We start from the raw sequence: 19,407 nt of genomic DNA, 5'->3' as shown, positions 1-19,407 counted from the left end.
TTATGATAAATTGGATTCGTTCGTTCAAGTGGAGTATTCAACTTTACAATCTTTTCAAAAGAAAAGAATTACTTCATAACGTTCCTTTGTACAAGAAATACGGCCTTAAAAAAAAGTATTATTCCTCCATAACTTCAGAAGACTTCAAGCATTTGGATAACCCCAAACCACTTTTGGATAGACTAGATAGCGCACAAGAATTGCCCAAGATGGCAGCTTTCAAAGCTTTGGACGAGAATTTACAATCGGCACTCTTGCCTTGGTCGAAAAATGGCTATGCCATTTTAGAAAATTTCTTCAGCGAAGATGAAGTAGAACGTTATAATGCAGAGATACAGCATTTGCTCGATACCAATCAGGTTAATTGGGGCTATGCTCAAAAAATCATGTTTGCTATACGTCAGTCCAAACCCTTATTTGAATCCGCTACCAATCCCCAGTTGATGAGTATTTTAGAGATGCTAGTAGGAAAAAAAATGTCTGTTTTTCAGAGTATTAATTTTTTGAAAGGTAGTCAGCAGAAAGCCCACTCTGATTTTGTGCATATGACTACTTACCCACAAAATAACATCATTGCTGTATGGGTGGCTTTAGAAGATATAATTCCTGATAGCGGTCCCATATTTTATTATCCCTCGTCTCATAAATTGCCTTTGGTTCTTAATGCCGATTTTGACAATATAGGAACGGCTTTTAGAAATGGAAAAAAGGACTATTGCGACTACGAAGATAAAATAGAACAGATTATTGCCGAAAAACAACTACATAAAGAAATTTTCTTACCCAAAAAGGGCGATGTACTGATATGGCATGCCAATTTGCTACACGGGGGTGAACCTATACAAAATCCCCAATCTAGTAGAAAAAGTATGGTATTTCACTATTACGCCAAAGACGCCATTTGTTTTCATGAAATTAGTGAACGTCCAGCACTACGTCCAGTTTTTTCCTACCAATAATGTTTATTTTTTTCTTTTACTTTACCTTTTCTATGCTTTCAGTAGCTCAAGCTCTTGATAGCTTTTTTAAATATTTTTTTATTAGCGATGAAACACCTTTTATTTGACCTTGACGGCACTATCATAGAGCCCAAAGAAGGCATTGTCAATTCCATACGTCATGCTGCCGATTTGATGGGTGTAGTGATGCCTAGCGAGGAGGAGCTGCACCAATTCATAGGACCTCCCATAATGGATTCTTTTCAAGAGAAGTTAAAGCTAAGCTATGAACAAGCTTTGGAGGCAGTCAGTCATTTCAGACGTTTTTATGCTGAAACGGGCATACACCAAAACGCTTTGTTTACAGGCATTGCCGATGTCTTACATGCCCTCAAACAAGAAGGCTATACCCTATATGTAGCGACTTCTAAGCCGACAGTCTTTGCGAAAGAAATATTAGCAGAACACGCTTTAGACAAATACTTTGTGGAGATAGTAGGTAGTAATTTGGACAATAGCCGTAGCGACAAAACAGAAATTATAGCTTATATCCTTGAAAAGTACGCCCTAGAACCCAAAGACTGTTTGATGATTGGCGATACTAAATTTGATATTATTGGAGCCAAAAACCACCACATGCTTTGTGTTGGTGTCAGCTACGGACACGGTAATTTTTCAGAACATCAGCCCCATTATGTCGTGGATACTTGCCACGATTTGCAATTGTTGATAAAAAAAGAATTTCCGTTACAATAAATAACTTATATTTGGAATAGCTTAACCGCTAATAACAAGCTTAATTTTTCAAGTTTTTTTATGAAGCAACCCATGTTTAACCGCATGGGTTCCTTATTTTAAAGACTTAAAAAACCATGAAAAAACAATTGATTCTAAGCCTATTTTTCCTTTTGAGCATTGCTGTATCTGCTCAAGAACACAGCCCCCCACACATAGATGTTAGTGGCACTGCCGAAATGGAAGTGGTACCCGATGAAATATATATAGCCATAAGTATTCACGAACGGACAGAAGGCAGAGAGGTATTGACAGTAGAACAGCAAGAAAGCAATTTGAAAGACGCTTTGCGAGCCTTGGGAATAAATCTCAATAATTTGGAACTTTCCGATGCCAATGCCGATTATATTCGTATAAAATGGCGCAAGAAAAATGTTATTAGCCGAACCGATTACCGTTTGAAGGTGGGCGATGCTTTTATGCTAAGCAAGGTATTTGAGCAATTGGATAAACTCAACATAAAAGACGCACGTATAGTAAAAGTTAGCCATTCCAAGATAAAAGCCTTTGAAAAAGACATACGCATACAAGCCATTAAAGACGCTAAAGATAGAGCCGATTACCTCTTAGAAGCTATTGGCGAACGTAGGGGTAAAGCCATGCAAGTAAAAGAAAGCAATTCGGACATAAGACCCTACGAGAGAAACCTAAGGGCACAATTTACAGATGCTATAAGTGTTTTTTCTGAAGGGGTGCAAAGCACTAGCCAAGGCAAATTTAAAGGAACTATACAGTTTCAAAAGATAAAACTACAATCCTCGGTCTTTGTCAGATTTGGGATAGAGTAAAGTACTATGGATAAATTTAGAATTAAAAAAAGAATATATACGGATGCCTACGGAAAAAGTAGAGAAGAATTTTGGGCACAAATAAAAAAATGGTGGTGGTTTTGGGTCGATTGCCCAGGTATTTATGCCCACGATTTTAGTTATGAAACTTACTGCATAGAATATAGAGTGATAAAGTTTCCTCATTATAAGCCTTGCAAACGCCATTTGGAAAACCATTTAAAGAAAAGCCCAGAAATAAAATATTTGGGTTGTACCATTATGCCAGGCTATACCAAACACTTAAAAATCATCTATTTTAATCTGAATAACAACCTCAACCCCAACAACCCCCACTTGATGGATTTTGAGTATTCAGATAATTTGGAAGAACTGAAAGAACGCATAGCCAAACGCACCCAAACTATTAAAGAATATGTAGTTCGTGAAGAAACATAAATACAACTCCAAACCTTAACACTTCATTTTTGATATCCCTCATTTAGGAATATGAAAAAATGAAAGCATGAAAAAAATATATTTTATAATTATTGTAAGTGCTGTAATAGTATACTTAACTAAAGATGAAAGTGACAATTCAAAAAATAAGACTGAGGAAGCGATAACTGAGCAAAAACTAGAGAATACAATAGTTAAAAAGAAAAAGAACAACAAGCCGAAATTGAATGATGAAGAAAAATTTGAAATAGTATTTGAAGAATTTAAATCACTTTATTATCAGTTAGTCGAATTTAAAGATGAAGACGATTTTAAAACGTATGGATTAGGTAATGGAGGACCATATAACGATTGGTTAATAAAGTTGTATGTGCTTAAAAACAACCCTGCTTCTGATTTATTAATTAAAAAAAGAATTGTTGTAGGTGACTTAGAACAATTAGCATTAGCTTATGTTGATTCAAAAGGACAAGAAAATGAAATAACAAGAAATTTTAGTCAAATTTTTAGTCAAGCATTTTCATCAGATAATCAGGTGGTAGTAGATGAACAAAAGCCAACACCTCAAACTGAATCTAATTTATTTGGTAAGTGGACGATTATAAATACTTCAGCTAATTTCTCATATACCTATGAGATTCATGTGTCAAATGGAGAATATAAGGGCATTATTCCTGACTTTAATAATAAAATTGAAAGATTAGAAAAAATAGGTAATAAATATTTTGTAATTGGAAGTAAAGACGGCGAATATTATGTGATTGATGATGAAATGAATATGACCTTGTATGATAATAAGGGAAGTTTATCTACAATGGGTTATAAAGCAGTGAAAAAATGAAAATTTATTCTAAAAATTGGATAAATAAAATATATAGGTTTATAATATCAAGTGACTTCTTATTCTTTTTTATTTCAATTTCATTATTTATTTTATTTAAAAGATTGATCGAAAATATTATTTCAAACTCATTAGTTGAGTATTTATTTTCATTTATCGAAAAATCATATCCTGTCGATTTGATTTTTATTATTCTAGTTTTAATTGGAATTATTACAATGATTTATGATTTCAAAAGATTCAAACCTTCAAAAAACTTTAGTAAAATATTAATTTTAATTAGCTTAATATATTTAAGTTTTTACAGATTTAAAGTTGATTCAGTATGGAGGTTTGAAGAGTTTTTTTTAAATGATAATTTTTATTATTTAGATGTAATACTTCTATTGACATTATTTAGGTTAGTGCTTCACACAAGCAAATTAGCTGTAATTAATCCTTTAAATTCTAAAGATGCCTTTTTTAATGAGGAATCATTAGGAGAAAATGGGGAGGATGAATTTGGATATTCTAATTATGTTTCACAATTATCAAAAAAAATATTGGAAAGCAATTTTGATAATTCTTTTGCAATAGGTCTTAATGCTAGTTGGGGAATGGGGAAAACATCTTTTATTGATTTACTTCAAAAGAAATTGAAAAATGACGATGTTATAACAATTGAATTTAATGTTTGGGCTAGTAAAAACTCTAATTCGATTGTTCAGAATTTCTTTAAAATATTAGATGAAAATTTGAGAGTTTACAGCTTATCTTTAAGTAGACTGATAAGAAGATATTCAAAAGAAGTACAAAATTTGAATTCTAACCTTGCTATCAAATTAATACATGAATTTTTGATATATTTTTTTAAACCTTTATCAACTGACACTTTATATAGCGAAATAAATACAACTCTTTCAGCTATAGATAAAAAGTTAATTATTTTTATTGATGATGTTGATAGACTTTCAACTAGTGAAATTATTGAGGTTTTGAAATTGATTCGTAATACAGCAAACTTCCGAAATACCTTTTTTTTAGTTGCATATGACAGAAACTATGTGGTAAGTGCTATTAAGTCACACAATTGCTTCAATGAAAGAAAGTACTTAGAAAAGATTTTTCAACTAGAAATCAGTTTGCCTTTAATCCCAAAGAATGTACTTGAGCAACAGTTTTATATTAATGTTAAAGAAGTATTTCCAGATATTATTGAGAAGGAACAGTTTTTTTATTTTAAAGGTTATAAATATGATAATAAGATTAGAAAAATTTTAAATGACTGGCTAAAATCTAAAAGAGATGTAACAAGACTGTCAAATTCTTTTTGTTTAAATTTTGGAAAATTAATTGGGAATGTCGATTTATATGACTTCTTCAGCATTGAAGTTTTGAGAGTTTTCTACCCAGATGTATATGATTTAATTAAAGATAAGCCACTTGAATTTTTTGAAACACAATCAAGTGGAAATGATTTTACATATAAATTAAAAAAAGAAAATAATGTTGATAGCCTACCGCTAAAAATAACTTTATATCGTTACTTGGAAGAGAATAGTTTAAAATATTTTCTTTCTTCAAATGAAATAGAAAAAATCAGTTCACACTTAGATGAAAATTTATTTTGTAGAAGTTTTTCAAGTGATAAACTTTCTATAGTTTATCCAAGTATGTTTGATATTTATTTTTCATATATGATTCCAATTTCAAAAATTCCTCGAATACAATTTTCTAAAGCTAGGAGAAGCAGTTTTAATGATTTTAAAAACTCAATTGATAAGTGGATATCTGATGGATTAGAGTTAGAAATTGCAAGAGAACTAGAAATAATAAGGCAATATGACAATAGAGATGATTATGAAAAAGTAATTTCAAGTATTTTTTATTTAGTAAACCAAAAATCTAATCTATTAAAATATAGAGTAAATGTAAGATATGATGATACTAACTTGATAAATAAGTTAAATAATTATGAAAACTGTATTGTAAACAAATATTATTCGAAGGAAAAAGAACCGTTTTATGAGTTTTTAATTAAACAATTTCAAAATGCAAATCCTCCATATTATTTTGAGTCTGGTGTATTACGACGTTTGAACGAATTTAATTCAAATGTTGTTTTAAATTCATGTGATAGAAAAAGAATTATGCTTAATTATTTAACAAAATATACAGAGCAAATTGAATCAATAGATGATGAAGTATATAGGTTGTTTTATTGTTGTTTTGATGTTAATGATAGGCACAAAATTTATTGGACAGAAGCTATTGAAATAATGTTAGAATTCGTTAAGAAAGATTACGATCAGTTTTTATTAAGTTTGATTAAAAAAGACTATAGATCAGATAAATATTATATTTTCGAAGTTGTCGATATTCTTTTTAGCGGTAAACATTTATTCAAACCATTTTTGATAAGTTTAATGAGATTTGATTTAAAATATCTTCATGAGTTTAAAAAATTTCACAGGAATTTTGAAAAAATAAGCTATTCGACACCAGTAAACTTTCATTTTGAAATTATTCCAATTGGTAGTAACTAACAAGCTTAAATCTTAATACCCCCCGCTAGCGCGAGCATCTTCTTGTACCACAAAAACACTTATTCCTTAGAGCAAAGACTCCCCATTGCTATTGCTGGTTAGCACACTACTCATATAATCTAAAAATGGGCGTACAGCCTTTAGGTCGGTGTTTAGACGCTGCAAAAAGTCGGGTGCAGTAGCTTGACTTTGGCTGTAGCGTACACTAAAGAGGTGTTGCTTAAAACGCAATAGGTCTATGTGTGGGTGGTCTTTAGCAAAGCCTTTGGGAGCGGTTTTTACGGCATCGCCGTGAAGCTCACCCCAAATGGTTTTAAAGTTGGCTTTGTTTATCAGTTGGCGGTACTCATCGCCATCTACGGCTAATTCTTGGCGGATGCGTTGGAGATCTGCTGGGCTAGGATCCCAAAAGCCACAGGCTAAGAAAATATCATTGGGGCTGAGGTGTAGGTAGTAGCCTCCTCTTAACTCGGGTTTGCTTCGGTGCCAGTTAAGTCCAAAATGGGTTTTGTAGGGTGTTTTATTTTTGGAAAAGCGCACATCGCGGTAGATGCGAAAAAGCTTAAAACCGTCTACGCTATCGTGGGTATTGAGTTGGTCTTTTAGAGTCTCGCCAAACTGCTTGACAGATTTCTCCAAAGCTTTAAATTCGGCTTTGTTTGGCTCAAACCACTCGCGGTTATTGTTTTCTTCTAATTTGCTAAAAAATGAAAAAATGTCAGTAGATAATTGCATGCACTAAAGATAGGTATTTTCTTGTAAGCATCTACATTCTAGCCGCTTAGGTGCTTTTTTTAATCGCCCTTTTCTTCCACAAATTCAGCACCACACCCGAAATAACCATAGCAATACCCAATAGACTCATGATGCCATAACTTTCCCCAAAGAGGAGGTAGCCAATGGCTAAGGCGTAAATGGTACCCACGTACTTAAGACTTATCATCTTGTTGGCTACACCACTTTGTATGCCCTTAGTCATCAGTATTTGGGCAATTTGAGTAAACAGTCCCATCAGTAAAAGGTACAGCCAGTCTGTGCCTTGAGGTGTCACCCAATTCAAATAGGACAGTACCGACATAATGGGAATGGCCACCAAAGGGAAGTACAAGACTACCACCACAGGGTGTTCCGTGTCTTTGAGTTGGCGTATGCAAGTGTATGCCATACCTGAAAACATAGCCGAGCATATACCTATGAGCATAAAAGTTAGGGAAATACGCTCGTCAAACCCTTTTATCAAGGCTACTCCAGCAAAGGAAATGCCAAAGTAAAGCCATTGTTTGATTTGCATTTTTTCCTTGAGAAAGATAGCCGCAAAGAGGGCAGTAAAGATGGGCGAGAGGTATTGCAAAGTCACTGCACTGGCTAGGGGTATGTTTTGTAAAGTATAGAAAAATAACAATAGGGCAGTAGTGCCAAAAATACCTCGCATCAATAAGACCTTTTTATTGTTGCCCAATAGGGGTATGCCTAATTTTTGGAGCATAGCCACACTCAATACGATAGAGATGATGGAACGGAATAAAATGAGTTCGTGGGCTGGAATATGAGGCAAGTACTTCACACAGATTTGCATGAGGGCAAAAGCTAGGGTAGAACCTAGCATATAAAAGACGCCTTTTTTCACTGAAAGAGTTGTTGTAAGGCTTGTGATGGGCTGAGTTTAGCTTCAATAACTTGCTGTTCCAATTGGGCTATTTGGCTTTGGTGTTGGCTATAAAAGTCATCGTGCAAACGGGCTTTTATCATCTGATGAAACCAATAGCGGTTTTGCTCTTGGCGTTGGCTTTGTAAAGTCCCTCGTTCTTGGGTCCATTTGCGATAAGCCTCGATAGTTTCCCAAGCTTGGTCAATGTGTTGTTTTTCCAATGCCGAACAAATCCCCACCTGTGGAGTCCAACCGTTGGGGTTAGGAGGGAAAAGGTGTAAGGCTGTTTTGTATTGGGCTTGGGCTTTTTTAGCTGGAATGAGGTTATCCCCATCGGCTTTGTTGATGAGTAAGATATCTGCCATTTCCATAATGCCTCGTTTGATGCCTTGTAGCTCGTCACCAGCCCCAGCCAACATGAGCAATACAAAGACGTCCACCATAGAATGAACGGCTGTTTCGGATTGTCCTACGCCTACCGTTTCTATGAGTATGACTTCATAACCAGCAGCCTCGCAAAGGAGTATGCTTTCTCGTGTTTTTTTAGCTACGCCACCCAAAGAACCTGCCGTTGGTGAGGGGCGAATAAATGCCAAATCATCAACCGACAATTCGTGCATACGGGTTTTGTCACCCAATATGCTACCTCCTGATTTTTCGCTAGAGGGGTCAATAGCTAAAACGGCTACCTTAATGCCTTGGGCTGTAAGGTGCTTACCTAGGGCTTCTATAAAAGTGCTTTTGCCTACTCCAGGAACTCCCGTTATGCCTATACGCAAAGATTGTCCGCTATGGGGTAATATGTCTTGTAGGATGATTTGGGCTTCTTGTTGATGCTCGGCAAGTGTACTTTCCACTAGGGTAATGGCTCTAGCCAATGCCGAACGATTCCCTGCTATAACCTCTTGACTGAGCTTATTCATCGAGCAATTGCTTTAATATGTCAATAGCCGCTTGGGCAATGACTGTTCCAGGTCCAAAAATACCACTTACTCCAGCTTGGTACAAGAAATCGTAGTCTTGTTGTGGAATCACGCCACCAGCAATAACTAATATATCGCCACGCCCCATAGCCTCAAGTTCACTAATGACTTGTGGGACTAAGGTTTTGTGTCCTGCTGCTAGAGAAGATACGCCCAAAATATGCACGTCATTTTCTATGGCCTGTTTGGCGGCTTCTTTAGGCGTTTGGAACAAAGGACCCATATCTACATCAAAGCCCAAATCTGCAAAGGAGGTGGCTACCACTTTAGCACCTCTATCGTGGCCATCTTGTCCCATCTTAGCGACCATCAAACGGGGACGTCTTCCTTTTTGCTTTTCAAAAGTAGCACTCAGCTCTAAAGCTGCTTTGAAATGGGGGTTGTCTTCTATTTCCATCTTATAAACACCTGATATCGAATTGTTTTGTGCCTGATAGCGACCAAAAACCGTTTCACAAGCATACGAAATTTCGCCCAAAGTAGCACCTTTTTGGGCGGCTTCTACAGCCAAAGCCAATAGGTTGCCCTCCCCATTTTCACAGGCTTGGCTAATGGCATCTAGGGCTTGTTGTACAGCGACTTCATCGCGTTGGTCTTTGAGTTCTTGGAGTTTTTTTATCTGAGATAAACGGACTGCTGTATTGTCCACTTCCAAAATATCCAAGTCTTGTTCTTCGGATTTGTTCTTATAAGCATTAACCCCAACAATGGTATCTTTTGCACTGTCTATTCGGGCTTGTTTTCTAGCGGCGGCTTCTTCAATACGCATTTTAGGTAAGCCCGTTTCTATGGCTTTTGCCATACCACCCAATTCCTCAATTTCTTGTATGTGTTCCCATGCTCTTTGGGCGATGTCGTGAGTTAGCTTTTCTACGTAGTATGAACCGCCCCAAGGATCTACTGTTTGGCATAAGCCAATATCGTTTTGTAGGTAAATCTGTGTATCTCTAGCAATTTTAGCTGAAAAATCGGTAGGCAAAGCGATGGCTTCGTCCAAAGCGTTGGTATGCAAAGATTGTGTGCCACCCATAACGGCTGACATGGCCTCAATACAGGTACGGCTGATATTGTTAAAGGGGTCTTGCTCGGTCAAACTCCAACCACTCGTTTGGCAATGGGTTCTTAGAGCCAAAGATTTAGGGTTTTTAGGATTGAATTGCTTTACAATTTTTGCCCATAGCATACGAGCGGCTCGCATTTTGGCAATTTCCATAAAGTGATTCATGCCAATGCCCCAAAAGAAAGACAGGCGAGGAGCGAAGGTGTCAATGTCCATACCAGCCTCTATACCCTTGCGTATGTATTCTAAACCATCGGCTAAGGTGTAGGCTAATTCTATATCTGCCGTAGCACCAGCCTCTTGCATGTGATAGCCCGAAATACTGATGCTGTTGAATTTGGGCATGTGCTCAGAAGTGTATTTGAAAATATCCGAAATGATACGCATAGAATGTTGGGGCGGATAGATGTAAGTGTTACGCACCATAAATTCTTTAAGGATATCGTTTTGTATAGTTCCCGCTAAGTCTTTTTGGTCTACACCTTGCTGTTGGGCGGCTACAATATAAAAGGCCATAATGGGCAATACCGCACCATTCATAGTCATAGAAACGGACATTTTATCTAAAGGAATACCATCAAATAAGACGTTCATATCGGTGATGGAGTCTATGGCTACACCAGCTTTGCCAACATCGCCTTCTACTCTAGGGTGGTCGGAATCATAACCCCTATGGGTAGCTAAATCAAAAGCTACCGATAAGCCTTTTTGCCCAGCGGCTAGGTTTCTTCTGTAAAAGGCATTGGATTCTTGTGCCGTAGAAAAACCAGCATACTGACGAATAGTCCACGGGCGACTGACGTACATAGACGAATAAGGCCCTCTCAAATTGGGAGCTATACCAGCCCCAAAATGAATGTGCTCAAGGTCTTGAATATCTTCTTTAGTGTACTTGCTTTTGACGGCTATTTGCTCTGCCGTATGCCACAAAGGTTGTTCTATATTTTCAACCTTGCCTTCTTGTCTTTCGGATTGTAAAAAGCCTTGGGTTAGGGCTTCTAGGTAGTAGCTTCCTGCACTAGGGTCTTGTACTTTTTCTAAAAAACTTTCTTCCCTCAGGATATGATGTTGGTTACGTGCCAAACGGTTCGAAAAGTCGGTGACTTCCTCAAAAGATTGGTTGTATGGGCGTATCATAAGAGCATCACAACCCCCAAAAATAGCCGACATACTTTCGGTAGTCGTTCGCAATAAATTGTTGTAAGGCTGTTCAGTCGTTTTATTGGCTAAAGTAGTTTGTGCCAAGATAAAGGGTATGGTCTTATTTATTGTTTCAAAGGCTATGAAGAAAGCCCTCATTTTTGCTATTTCTTTGAAGTAATCGCTACCTATGGTAAACACATATTGTGAGCTTAGTTGACCTTCTTCAATGGCTTGGTAAATGTCATCGACAAAAACCGTATGGTAAACGTAATTCGGAAGATTTCCTTTGTTTTCTTGTCCGTGAAAAGCACCTAATATGTCTTCAGGGTTAAGCCCTCTTTCTTGGACTAAATCCTCAAACTCTTGTATGCTTTCTTTGGAATAATTTTCAAAATCTACTCGGATATGTTGTATGAGTACATCTTGAAGTAGTGTTTTTAATTCTTGTGGATTGGAAAAGCACAAAGCCGTCATGCCATTTTGCAAGGCTTCCAAAGCTTGTTGATTGCCTTTTTTAGGATCTGAGCCATCTATCCATTGTACCGATTCCCAACTTTCAGTAATTGGTAGGGGTTTAAAGTGCTTGTGGGTGTCGGAATGGTAAAAAGGAAGCGTACCCTCTGAGCTAATAAGACTCTCAAAGGTTTTACCTTTTAGGTCGGCACATAATTTGTCTTTCCATTGCTGACTGCTAACAGCAGCAAATTCTGAAAATAATTTATTCATCCGAATCTATGATAACTATGACGTCTTCGTTTTCCTTTTTCATCAAGTACTTTTCTCTAGCAAATTTCTCTTGCGTTTCTTGATTGTTGGTCAGGTCGAATAGAGCAATACTATCTTTTTCTATTTCGTCTTGGTAGTAATTTTTTTGTTCTTTCAAATCCTCAATTTCGGATTTCAGTTTGGCTTGTTTTATCCAGTTGTTGGAGTCAAAAAAGGCTACCCATACGATAAGGATTAGCGTAACAAGTATAAACTTGTTCTTCAAGATAGGGGGTAATTTATCGTAATACTCTTTCAACATTGTTCTCAAAAGTAAAAAAAAGCGTTGGATTCATAACCCAACGCTTAAAATTTAATTATCCTAAAAATGGATACCTGTAGTCTTGAGCAGGAACAAAGGTTTCCTTAATGGTGCGTGGCGATACCCAACGCAATAGGTTGAGTATAGACCCTGCCTTATCGTTAGTTCCAGAACCTCTAGCACCACCAAAAGGTTGTTGTCCTACAACAGCCCCTGTTGGCTTATCGTTGATGTAGAAGTTACCGGCTGCATTTTCCAAAGCTTTAGAGGCTTCTTCAATAGCATATCTGTCAGTAGAGAAAATAGCACCTGTAAGCGCGTATTCACTTGTATTGTCCACCAATTCTAGAGTGGCCTTCCAATCTTTAGGCTCGTAAACGTAAATGGTAATGACAGGTCCAAAAATTTCTTCACACAAGGTTCTGAATTTAGGATTGCTCGTCAGCACTATGGTTGGTTCTATGAAGTAGCCTTTAGATTTATCGTATCCACCACCAACAATAATTTCAGCATCGGATTGTTCCTTGACGTAGTCAATGTATTGTGCAATTCTATCGAATGCCTTTTCGTCTATGACAGCATTGATGAAGTTGGAAGGGTCTTCAGGACTTCCCATTTTAAAGGAGTTGGCATCTGCCACAATTTGAGTTTTGACTTCTTCCCACATATTAGAAGGGATATAAGCTCTTGATGCTGCCGAACATTTTTGTCCTTGGTACTCAAAAGCACCTCTTGAAATACCTGTAGCCACTTCAGCAGGAACTGCCGATTCGTGAGCTACGATAAAGTCCTTACCACCTGTTTCGCCAACTATTCTGGGGTAGCTTCTGTATTTTTCTATGTTGTTACCTATGGTTTTCCAAAGGTGTCTGAATACGCCTGTAGAACCCGTAAAATGTAAGCCGGCAAAATCTTTGTGATTGAATACCACATCGCCTAAAACAGGACCGCTTACTGGTACTAAATTAATAACGCCATCAGGAAGTCCTGCGGCTTTAAACAAATCCATTATGACCTTAGCCGAATATACTTGAGTGCCAGCCGGTTTCCATACAATGACATTACCCATCATAGCAGGTGCAGCACAAAGGTTAGCACAGATAGAAGTGAAGTTAAAAGGTGTAATGGCCAAAACAAAACCCTCCAATGGTCGGTGTTCTAATCTGTTCCACATGCCCGGTGCAGATTCGGGTTGCTCACCATACAATTGAGTGACGTATTCCGCATTGAATTTGAAAAAGTCTATGAGTTCACAAGCGGCATCTATCTCGGCTTGAAAGACATTTTTGGATTGTGCTAACATAGTAGCAGCATTAATTTTTGCTCGGAACGGTCCAGCCAATAAATCGGCAGCTTTTAAAAAGATAGCCACCCTTTGGTGCCAAGGCATAGATGCCCATTCCTCTCTAGCCTCTAAGGCCGCATCAATAGCCATATTGACGTGTTCTGCAGTAGCCATACTGTATTGTCCTAAAACATGTTGATGATCATGTGGAGGAACCATATTGATTTTTTCTGATGTGTGAATTGTTTTACCACCAATGTATAGTGGTACATCTATGGTTGAATTATACATAGCTTGGTATGTGCTCAATAATTCTTCTCGTTCAGGACTACCTGGCTCGTATGATTTTACGGGTTCGTTAGTAGCTACGGGTACATTAAAAACGCCTTTTGACATATTTTTTTAGTTTATTTAGTAATTGGTGCAAATTTATAGGAATATACCATCATAACAAGTCTTTTGAAGTCAGTTTTTGAATTCCTATCAACTGGTCGTACGATTCTCCTGTTGGTCTATGATATATATATATGTGGTAATCGTTTACAGTTTGGTAATGTGTGCCTTCTATGAATTTGTTGATATTGCCACCTTCGTATTTTTTAAGGACGTATTCGTAATTATAATAACCTTGTTTGAGGTATATATTGGTTTCGTATTGGTTTTTTTCTGCATTGTAAGTCATGCGATGACTTTCTGGAAAACCATAGTCGCTAATTTGTCCGAAAACATAAAGGTCACCATGACTAATTTCATGCTCGTACGGAAGTGTAAAACGTACTAAAGCATAATCGGCTTCTATGGCATTTCTTGAGCCTTCTTGTACTCGTATCAAACGCTTACCATTGATGTCTTGTACTAAGCCCGAGTAACGTTGAAAACGTCTAGCTTCGTCAGTTCTTAATACTACTTTGTGGGTGTCGGATTCAAAGCTAATATCGGCTAATCGTTCAGAAAGATAACGCAAACTTTGTATATCAAAAAATCGGTATTCGTTACCGCCGTCAAAAAGGTTTTCGTCTTCGTAATCGTAAACGATTTCTTCATCTTTTACAAAGACAGCTTGTAAACCGCTAATGGCATTGTCCCATCTAGAATTTTGAGTGATAACAGGCATTATGTCACCGAATGGATTTTCTATCTCATAGCCGCTGTGATGTATGCTAAAGTCTATTTCGTGTTGGTAGTTGCGTTGTTCTAAATCTGTGGCTCGTTTGACACTGCCTTTAACCGATACTTTTTCGTCCATTATCATCATTCTTTGACTAAGGATAGGTTGGTCTCTTTGATTTTCTGGAAAAACAATAAGCAGGTAATTTCCAGAAAGGCTAGGTTTTAAGTTAGCACTAGGGATAACAGTTTGGTAATGGACATAATTTTGTATGGTGTTAAATGAAAATTGATAATCTGTGATGGGTTCTTCATAAAAACCCTCTAAATATTCACTCTCCATGAGGTCGGAAGGCGTCCAGTCGGCATTACAATGAATTAGGGTGTAGGCGTAGTTTTGTGGGTCGCTACTAAGGTCATCAAAAGAGAGTAGAAGACTGTCTTTGAAAGAAAGGTGTATGAGTGGATTTCCCATTTCAAAACGTAGGGGATGAAGCTGTACACTGTGAATAGAAGGCTCATAAATGGCATTTTCATAACGTAAAGTATTTTCTAAAATAAGGTCTTGGCTAATCGTATCGACTTCTTCTATTTCATCGATTGCTAAACTTTCAGAGCTTTCATCATCGTATAAAGATTCGTCAAATTGTGCTGTTTTTTTAGAGCCGCCGCAAGAAAAAAGTAATCCACAACAGAATATTGATAGTGCTAAAGTATTTTTCAAAGTCTTATTTTTTATTATTAACTACTATTTTACTCATTTATTACCACCTTTTCAAGCAAGAAAACCCACTCTTATTTAGAATCATTATAAATTAAAAACTCTTATTGAAATGTGGTGCGTTTAGTTTGCTACAAATGTATATTTTTGCGCACGAAAATCACAATTTTTACAAAAAGAGATGTCAAAAGATATCAGATTAAAAAAAGGCCTTAATATCAACCTACAAGGGGAGGCCGATAAAGTTTACGCCAGTATTCCTCGATCTCAAAATTTTAGTATTAAACCAACAGACTTTCACGCTCTGACACCCAAAATGGTTGTTAAAGAGGGTGATAAAGTCAAAGCTGGTACGTGCTTGTTCTTCGATAAGTATGACGAACGCATTCGTTTTTCATCGCCTGTTAGTGGTGAAGTGACAGAAATTGTTCGTGGTGCTAAGCGTAGAATTATGGAGGTTAAAATTGCTGCCGATTCAGAAGTTAGTTATGAAAGTTTTTCTCTAGACGCTAAGGCCTCTAGAGAGCAAGTTATTAAAGGCTTATTGGATAGTGGCGTTTGGCCATTTATTCGTCAAAAGCCATTTGATACGATTGCTAACCCTTCGGACAATCCTAAAGCCATATTTATTTCTACATTTGATACTGCTCCTTTAGCACCAGATAACGATTTCGTTTTACATGGTTTAGACAAGGAGTTCCAAGTAGGAATAGAGGTTATTAAGAAATTGACAGACGGTAAGGTACACCTCAATGTTGATGGTAATACCAATCCATCCAAAGTATTTACGGATTGTAAAGGAGTGGAAATCAACAAAATTTCTGGCTCTCACCCAGCAGGTAATGTTGGTGTGCAAGTTCATCACATAGACCCTATTAACAAAGGCGATGTGGTGTGGTATTTGTATCCACAAGATGTTTTGACTATTGCACGTTTGTTTACTGATGGCAAATACGATGTATCTCGCATTGTTGCTTTGACTGGTTCACAAGTTGAAAGACCACGTTATTACAGAACAATTTCTGGCGCATCTATCTCCAATATGATATCTGAAAATTCTATTAAAGATGGTAGCAACCGATTTATTAGTGGCAATGTGCTTACTGGTACTCAAATTTCTGCTGACGGTTGTATTGGCTTTTACGATTCTCAGATTACTGTAATTCCAGAGGGTAATGAGCAAGAATTTTTAGGTTGGATTGCTCCAGGTTTACAAAAATTCTCGATGTCTAAGTCGTATTTTTCGTGGTTAACACCAGCTAAGAAATACAATTTGAATACAAACTACAATGGTGAAGAAAGAGCTTATGTAGTTACGGGGCAGTACGAAAAAGTCTTGCCTATGGATATTTATCCTATGCAGCTTGTCAAAGCGTGCATGATTGAAGATATCGATGCTATGGAGCAATTGGGTATCTATGAAGTGTCTGCAGAAGACATGGCACTTTGCGAATTTGTATGTACTTCTAAAATGGAAGTTCAAAGCATTATTCGTGAAGGCTTAGATTTGGTTAAAAAAGAATGTAGTTAGAATTATTTACTATGAAATTATTTAAAAATTTATTGGGTTCGGTAAAACCTCACTTTGAAAAAGGTGGAAAACTTGAAAAATTGTATCCTGCATACGATGCTTTTGAGACCTTTTTGTTTGTGCCAGATCATACTACTCACAAGGGTGCTCACGTAAGAGATGCTATTGATTTGAAACGTACCATGTTTATGGTTATAGTAGCCTTAATTCCATGTTTATTATTCGGGATGTGGAATGTTGGTTATCAATACCACCTTGCTATTGGAGAGACTGCTACATTAGTTGAGAATTTTATTTTCGGATTTTGGAAGTTTTTACCCCTCATTATTGTTTCCTATGCAGTAGGATTAGCTGTTGAATTTGCTTTCGCTATTTATCGTGGTCACTCTGTAAACGAAGGATATTTGGTAACAGGATTATTAATTCCTCTTACTATGCCAATTGATGTACCATTGTGGATGTTAGCCATTTCAGTCATCTTCGCTGTTGTAATAGGAAAGGAAGTGTTTGGTGGTACAGGTATGAATATTTTAAACCCAGCACTTACTGCCAGAGCGTTTTTATTCTTTGCCTATCCTATATATATGTCGGGTGATAAAGTATGGGTACACAACGCTATGGTTGATGGTCACTCGGGTTCTACTATCTTAGGAGAGTTAGCAGCATCTGCTAATTGGCAATCCCTATCGTTCAATCCTTTTGATATGATGATGGGAACTATTCCTGGTTCAGTAGGAGAGACTTCATTCATTGCTATTATGATAGGAGCTCTTATACTTATAGCTACAGGTATTGGGAGTTGGAGAATTATCCTTTCTACCTTTGTTGGAGGTTTTGTTATGGCAACACTATTTAATATGTGGGGTGCAAACGAATTGATGGCAACACCTGCTGAGATTCACTTAATCATTGGAAGTTTTGCTTTTGGTGCTGTATTTATGGCAACAGACCCTGTGACAGGTTCACAAACGAATAGAGGAAAATATATATACGGATTTCTAATCGGTGTATTTGCCATAGTTATTCGTGTATTTAACCCAGCATACCCTGAGGGAATGATGTTGGCAATTCTATTAATGAACATCTTTGCACCATTAGTAGATCATTTCGTTATTCAAGGAAATATTAAAAGAAGATTAAAACGAGCTAACGCTTAATATTATGGATGTAAATAAAAATTCCTACACTTTTGGTTTTGCTGCAATAATGGTTGTCTTGGTAGCTACTTTGCTATCTGCTGCTGCTATTAGCCTAAAACCATTTCAAGACAAAAATATAGAGTCGGAAAAGAAACAGAATATACTTTCTACAGTTGGTATCGAAGTTAGTCGTGAAGATGCGGCAGCCGCTTACGAGAAAAACATCGTCAATACCTATGTTCTTAATAACAAAGGAGAAGAAGTAGAAGGAGACGCTTTTACGGTTGATTTGGGAGTTGAACTCAAAAAGTCAGCCGATCAACAATTGCTTCCTGTTTTCGAAAGTCAACAAGATGGTGAAAAGATTTATATTCTTCCAATGAGAGGTAAAGGTTTATGGGGTCCAATCTGGGGTTTTGTAGCTCTTAAAGAAGATATGAGTACTATTTCTGGTGCGGTCTTTGATCATAAATCAGAAACTCCAGGTTTAGGGGCGGAAATTTCATTAGGTTGGTTTCAAGAGCCGTTTATTGGAAAAACAATTTTTGAAGGAACGGAGTTAGTTTCTATCAATGTTGTCAAGGGTGGTGCTAAAGAAGATGATATGCACGCTGTTGATGGTATTTCAGGTGGTACAATAACTTCTGACGGTGTAACTGATATGTTAGCTGAGCGTTTTGGTCAGTATTTAGCATTCTTCAATAAAAAAATGTCTGAAATGATAGAATTGCCAACAGACTCTTTAGTAGTAGATAGTACAATGGCATTTAATTTAAATACTATACAATAATGAGCGATAAAAAAGAAGCTTTGTTTTCTAAGAAAAATAGAAAACTATTAATAGATCCTTTGAACGACAATAACCCTGTTACTACTCAAGTATTGGGTATTTGTTCTGCTTTAGCAATTACGGTTCAGTTGAAACCAGCTATTGTAATGGCTATTTCTGTTTTGGTGGTGCTATCAGTTGCCAATGTGTTGGTATCTTTTATGAGAAATTTAATTCCATCAAGAATTAGAATTATTGTACAGTTAGTAGTAATTGCTGCTCTAGTAATTTTAGTTGACCAAGTGCTTAAAGCCTTTGTTTACGATGTAAGTAAGGAACTGTCCGTATTTGTTGGACTTATCATTACCAATTGTATAATTATGGGTCGTCTTGAAGCATTTGCTTTAGGAAACCGTCCTTGGAAATCATTTTTAGATGGTTTAGGTAACGCCTTTGGTTATGGTTGGATACTAATTGTCGTAGCATTCTTTAGAGAGTTGCTAGGTGCTGGTACACTATTTGGTTATCCAGTACTTGAAAAAATGGGACTTTACGAAATGGGTTACGAAAACAATGGTATGATGATTTTACCTCCTATGGCACTTATTACAGTAGGTATAATTATCTGGATACAAAGAATGAAAAACAGAGATTTAATCGAATCTTAAT

17 protein-coding genes are annotated in these 19,407 nt (G+C 36.8%); 10 read left to right on the top strand and 7 right to left on the bottom strand.

What is annotated here, in order from left to right:
* Positions 1-2 precede the first annotated feature (2 nt).
* The 6 genes from ISP71_01220 to ISP71_01195 all read left to right on the top strand — a co-directional run bounded on the left by ISP71_01220 (position 3) and on the right by ISP71_01195 (position 6,325).
* Positions 3-959 carry a phytanoyl-CoA dioxygenase family protein gene (locus tag ISP71_01220; protein ID MBL6662697.1) on the top strand — a complete coding sequence of 319 codons (957 nt, stop codon included), beginning with the start codon at positions 3-5 and terminating at the stop codon, positions 957-959.
* Between the two features lie 87 nt (positions 960-1,046).
* A complete protein-coding gene (locus ISP71_01215; protein ID MBL6662696.1) occupies positions 1,047-1,694 on the top strand; it encodes an HAD-IA family hydrolase in 648 nt (215 codons plus the stop codon).
* Positions 1,695-1,810: 116 nt separating this feature from the next.
* Positions 1,811-2,521, top strand: a complete 711-nt coding sequence (locus ISP71_01210; GenBank protein MBL6662695.1) for an SIMPL domain-containing protein — start codon at positions 1,811-1,813, stop codon at positions 2,519-2,521.
* A 6-nt stretch (positions 2,522-2,527) separates the two neighbouring features.
* A complete protein-coding gene (locus ISP71_01205; protein MBL6662694.1) occupies positions 2,528-2,959 on the top strand; it encodes a hypothetical protein in 432 nt (143 codons plus the stop codon).
* 67 nt (positions 2,960-3,026) lie between these two features.
* Complete coding sequence (locus ISP71_01200) at positions 3,027-3,800, top strand: hypothetical protein (GenBank protein MBL6662693.1); 774 nt, start codon at positions 3,027-3,029, stop codon at positions 3,798-3,800.
* Entirely contained in the window at positions 3,797-6,325 is a 2,529-nt protein-coding gene (locus ISP71_01195; GenBank protein MBL6662692.1) for an AAA family ATPase, read from the top strand. The genes ISP71_01200 and ISP71_01195 overlap by 4 nt, the downstream gene beginning before the upstream one ends.
* A 66-nt stretch (positions 6,326-6,391) precedes the next feature.
* Here the strand turns inward: ISP71_01195 and ISP71_01190 are convergent, their stop codons facing one another.
* From ISP71_01190 to ISP71_01160, 7 genes are read right to left on the bottom strand one after another with little or no spacing between them, the layout of a single operon-like run.
* Positions 6,392-7,060 (bottom strand): DUF2461 domain-containing protein, encoded by a 669-nt coding sequence (locus ISP71_01190; protein MBL6662691.1) that lies wholly within the window; start codon positions 7,058-7,060, stop codon positions 6,392-6,394.
* A gap of 46 nt (positions 7,061-7,106) precedes the next feature.
* Complete coding sequence (locus ISP71_01185) at positions 7,107-7,931, bottom strand: DMT family transporter (GenBank protein ID MBL6662690.1); 825 nt, start codon at positions 7,929-7,931, stop codon at positions 7,107-7,109.
* A gap of 17 nt (positions 7,932-7,948) precedes the next feature.
* On the bottom strand, positions 7,949-8,896 hold the full coding sequence (meaB, locus tag ISP71_01180; protein ID MBL6662689.1) for a methylmalonyl Co-A mutase-associated GTPase MeaB: 948 nt from the start codon (positions 8,894-8,896) through the stop codon (positions 7,949-7,951).
* Complete coding sequence (scpA, locus tag ISP71_01175) at positions 8,889-11,885, bottom strand: methylmalonyl-CoA mutase (GenBank protein MBL6662688.1); 2,997 nt, start codon at positions 11,883-11,885, stop codon at positions 8,889-8,891. The genes meaB and scpA overlap by 8 nt, the downstream gene beginning before the upstream one ends.
* Complete coding sequence (locus ISP71_01170; protein ID MBL6662687.1) at positions 11,878-12,186, bottom strand: septum formation initiator family protein; 309 nt, start codon at positions 12,184-12,186, stop codon at positions 11,878-11,880. The genes scpA and ISP71_01170 overlap by 8 nt, the downstream gene beginning before the upstream one ends.
* Before the next feature lie 55 nt (positions 12,187-12,241).
* Positions 12,242-13,867, bottom strand: coding sequence for an L-glutamate gamma-semialdehyde dehydrogenase (pruA, locus tag ISP71_01165; protein ID MBL6662686.1), 1,626 nt, complete (start codon positions 13,865-13,867; stop codon positions 12,242-12,244).
* Positions 13,868-13,916: 49 nt separating this feature from the next.
* Positions 13,917-15,302 (bottom strand): DUF5103 domain-containing protein, encoded by a 1,386-nt coding sequence (locus tag ISP71_01160; protein MBL6662685.1) that lies wholly within the window; start codon positions 15,300-15,302, stop codon positions 13,917-13,919.
* Between the two features lie 178 nt (positions 15,303-15,480).
* Here ISP71_01160 and ISP71_01155 point away from each other — a divergent pair, with 178 nt between their 5' ends.
* From ISP71_01155 to ISP71_01140, 4 genes are read left to right on the top strand one after another with little or no spacing between them, the layout of a single operon-like run.
* Entirely contained in the window at positions 15,481-16,830 is a 1,350-nt protein-coding gene (locus ISP71_01155; protein ID MBL6662684.1) for a Na(+)-translocating NADH-quinone reductase subunit A, read from the top strand.
* Between the two features lie 11 nt (positions 16,831-16,841).
* Positions 16,842-17,987, top strand: coding sequence for an NADH:ubiquinone reductase (Na(+)-transporting) subunit B (locus ISP71_01150; GenBank protein ID MBL6662683.1), 1,146 nt, complete (start codon positions 16,842-16,844; stop codon positions 17,985-17,987).
* Between the two features lie 4 nt (positions 17,988-17,991).
* Positions 17,992-18,759: an NADH:ubiquinone reductase (Na(+)-transporting) subunit C gene (gene nqrC / locus ISP71_01145; GenBank protein MBL6662682.1), complete on the top strand. Its 768-nt coding sequence runs from the start codon at positions 17,992-17,994 to the stop codon at positions 18,757-18,759.
* Entirely contained in the window at positions 18,759-19,406 is a 648-nt protein-coding gene (locus ISP71_01140; GenBank protein ID MBL6662681.1) for an NADH:ubiquinone reductase (Na(+)-transporting) subunit D, read from the top strand. Before nqrC ends, ISP71_01140 begins: the two co-directional genes overlap by 1 nt.
* Position 19,407 lies beyond the last annotated feature (1 nt).

The organism is Flavobacteriales bacterium (assembly GCA_016779995.1).
Lineage (GTDB): Bacteria > Bacteroidota > Bacteroidia > Flavobacteriales > UBA7312 > UBA8444.
Note: the sequence above shows the minus strand (reverse complement) of the source record. Positions and strands in the feature narration are given on the sequence as shown.

Coding starts and splice junctions, on each gene's coding strand:
- ISP71_01220 (MBL6662697.1), top strand. CDS start 3: ATGATAAATTGGATTCGTTCGTTCAAGTGGAGTATTCAACTTTACAAT.
- ISP71_01215 (MBL6662696.1), top strand. CDS start 1,047: ATGAAACACCTTTTATTTGACCTTGACGGCACTATCATAGAGCCCAAA.
- ISP71_01210 (MBL6662695.1), top strand. CDS start 1,811: ATGAAAAAACAATTGATTCTAAGCCTATTTTTCCTTTTGAGCATTGCT.
- ISP71_01205 (MBL6662694.1), top strand. CDS start 2,528: ATGGATAAATTTAGAATTAAAAAAAGAATATATACGGATGCCTACGGA.
- ISP71_01200 (MBL6662693.1), top strand. CDS start 3,027: ATGAAAAAAATATATTTTATAATTATTGTAAGTGCTGTAATAGTATAC.
- ISP71_01195 (MBL6662692.1), top strand. CDS start 3,797: ATGAAAATTTATTCTAAAAATTGGATAAATAAAATATATAGGTTTATA.
- ISP71_01190 (MBL6662691.1), bottom strand. CDS start 7,060: ATGCAATTATCTACTGACATTTTTTCATTTTTTAGCAAATTAGAAGAA.
- ISP71_01185 (MBL6662690.1), bottom strand. CDS start 7,931: ATGCTAGGTTCTACCCTAGCTTTTGCCCTCATGCAAATCTGTGTGAAG.
- meaB (MBL6662689.1), bottom strand. CDS start 8,896: ATGAATAAGCTCAGTCAAGAGGTTATAGCAGGGAATCGTTCGGCATTG.
- scpA (MBL6662688.1), bottom strand. CDS start 11,885: ATGAATAAATTATTTTCAGAATTTGCTGCTGTTAGCAGTCAGCAATGG.
- ISP71_01170 (MBL6662687.1), bottom strand. CDS start 12,186: ATGTTGAAAGAGTATTACGATAAATTACCCCCTATCTTGAAGAACAAG.
- pruA (MBL6662686.1), bottom strand. CDS start 13,867: ATGTCAAAAGGCGTTTTTAATGTACCCGTAGCTACTAACGAACCCGTA.
- ISP71_01155 (MBL6662684.1), top strand. CDS start 15,481: ATGTCAAAAGATATCAGATTAAAAAAAGGCCTTAATATCAACCTACAA.
- ISP71_01150 (MBL6662683.1), top strand. CDS start 16,842: ATGAAATTATTTAAAAATTTATTGGGTTCGGTAAAACCTCACTTTGAA.
- nqrC (MBL6662682.1), top strand. CDS start 17,992: ATGGATGTAAATAAAAATTCCTACACTTTTGGTTTTGCTGCAATAATG.
- ISP71_01140 (MBL6662681.1), top strand. CDS start 18,759: ATGAGCGATAAAAAAGAAGCTTTGTTTTCTAAGAAAAATAGAAAACTA.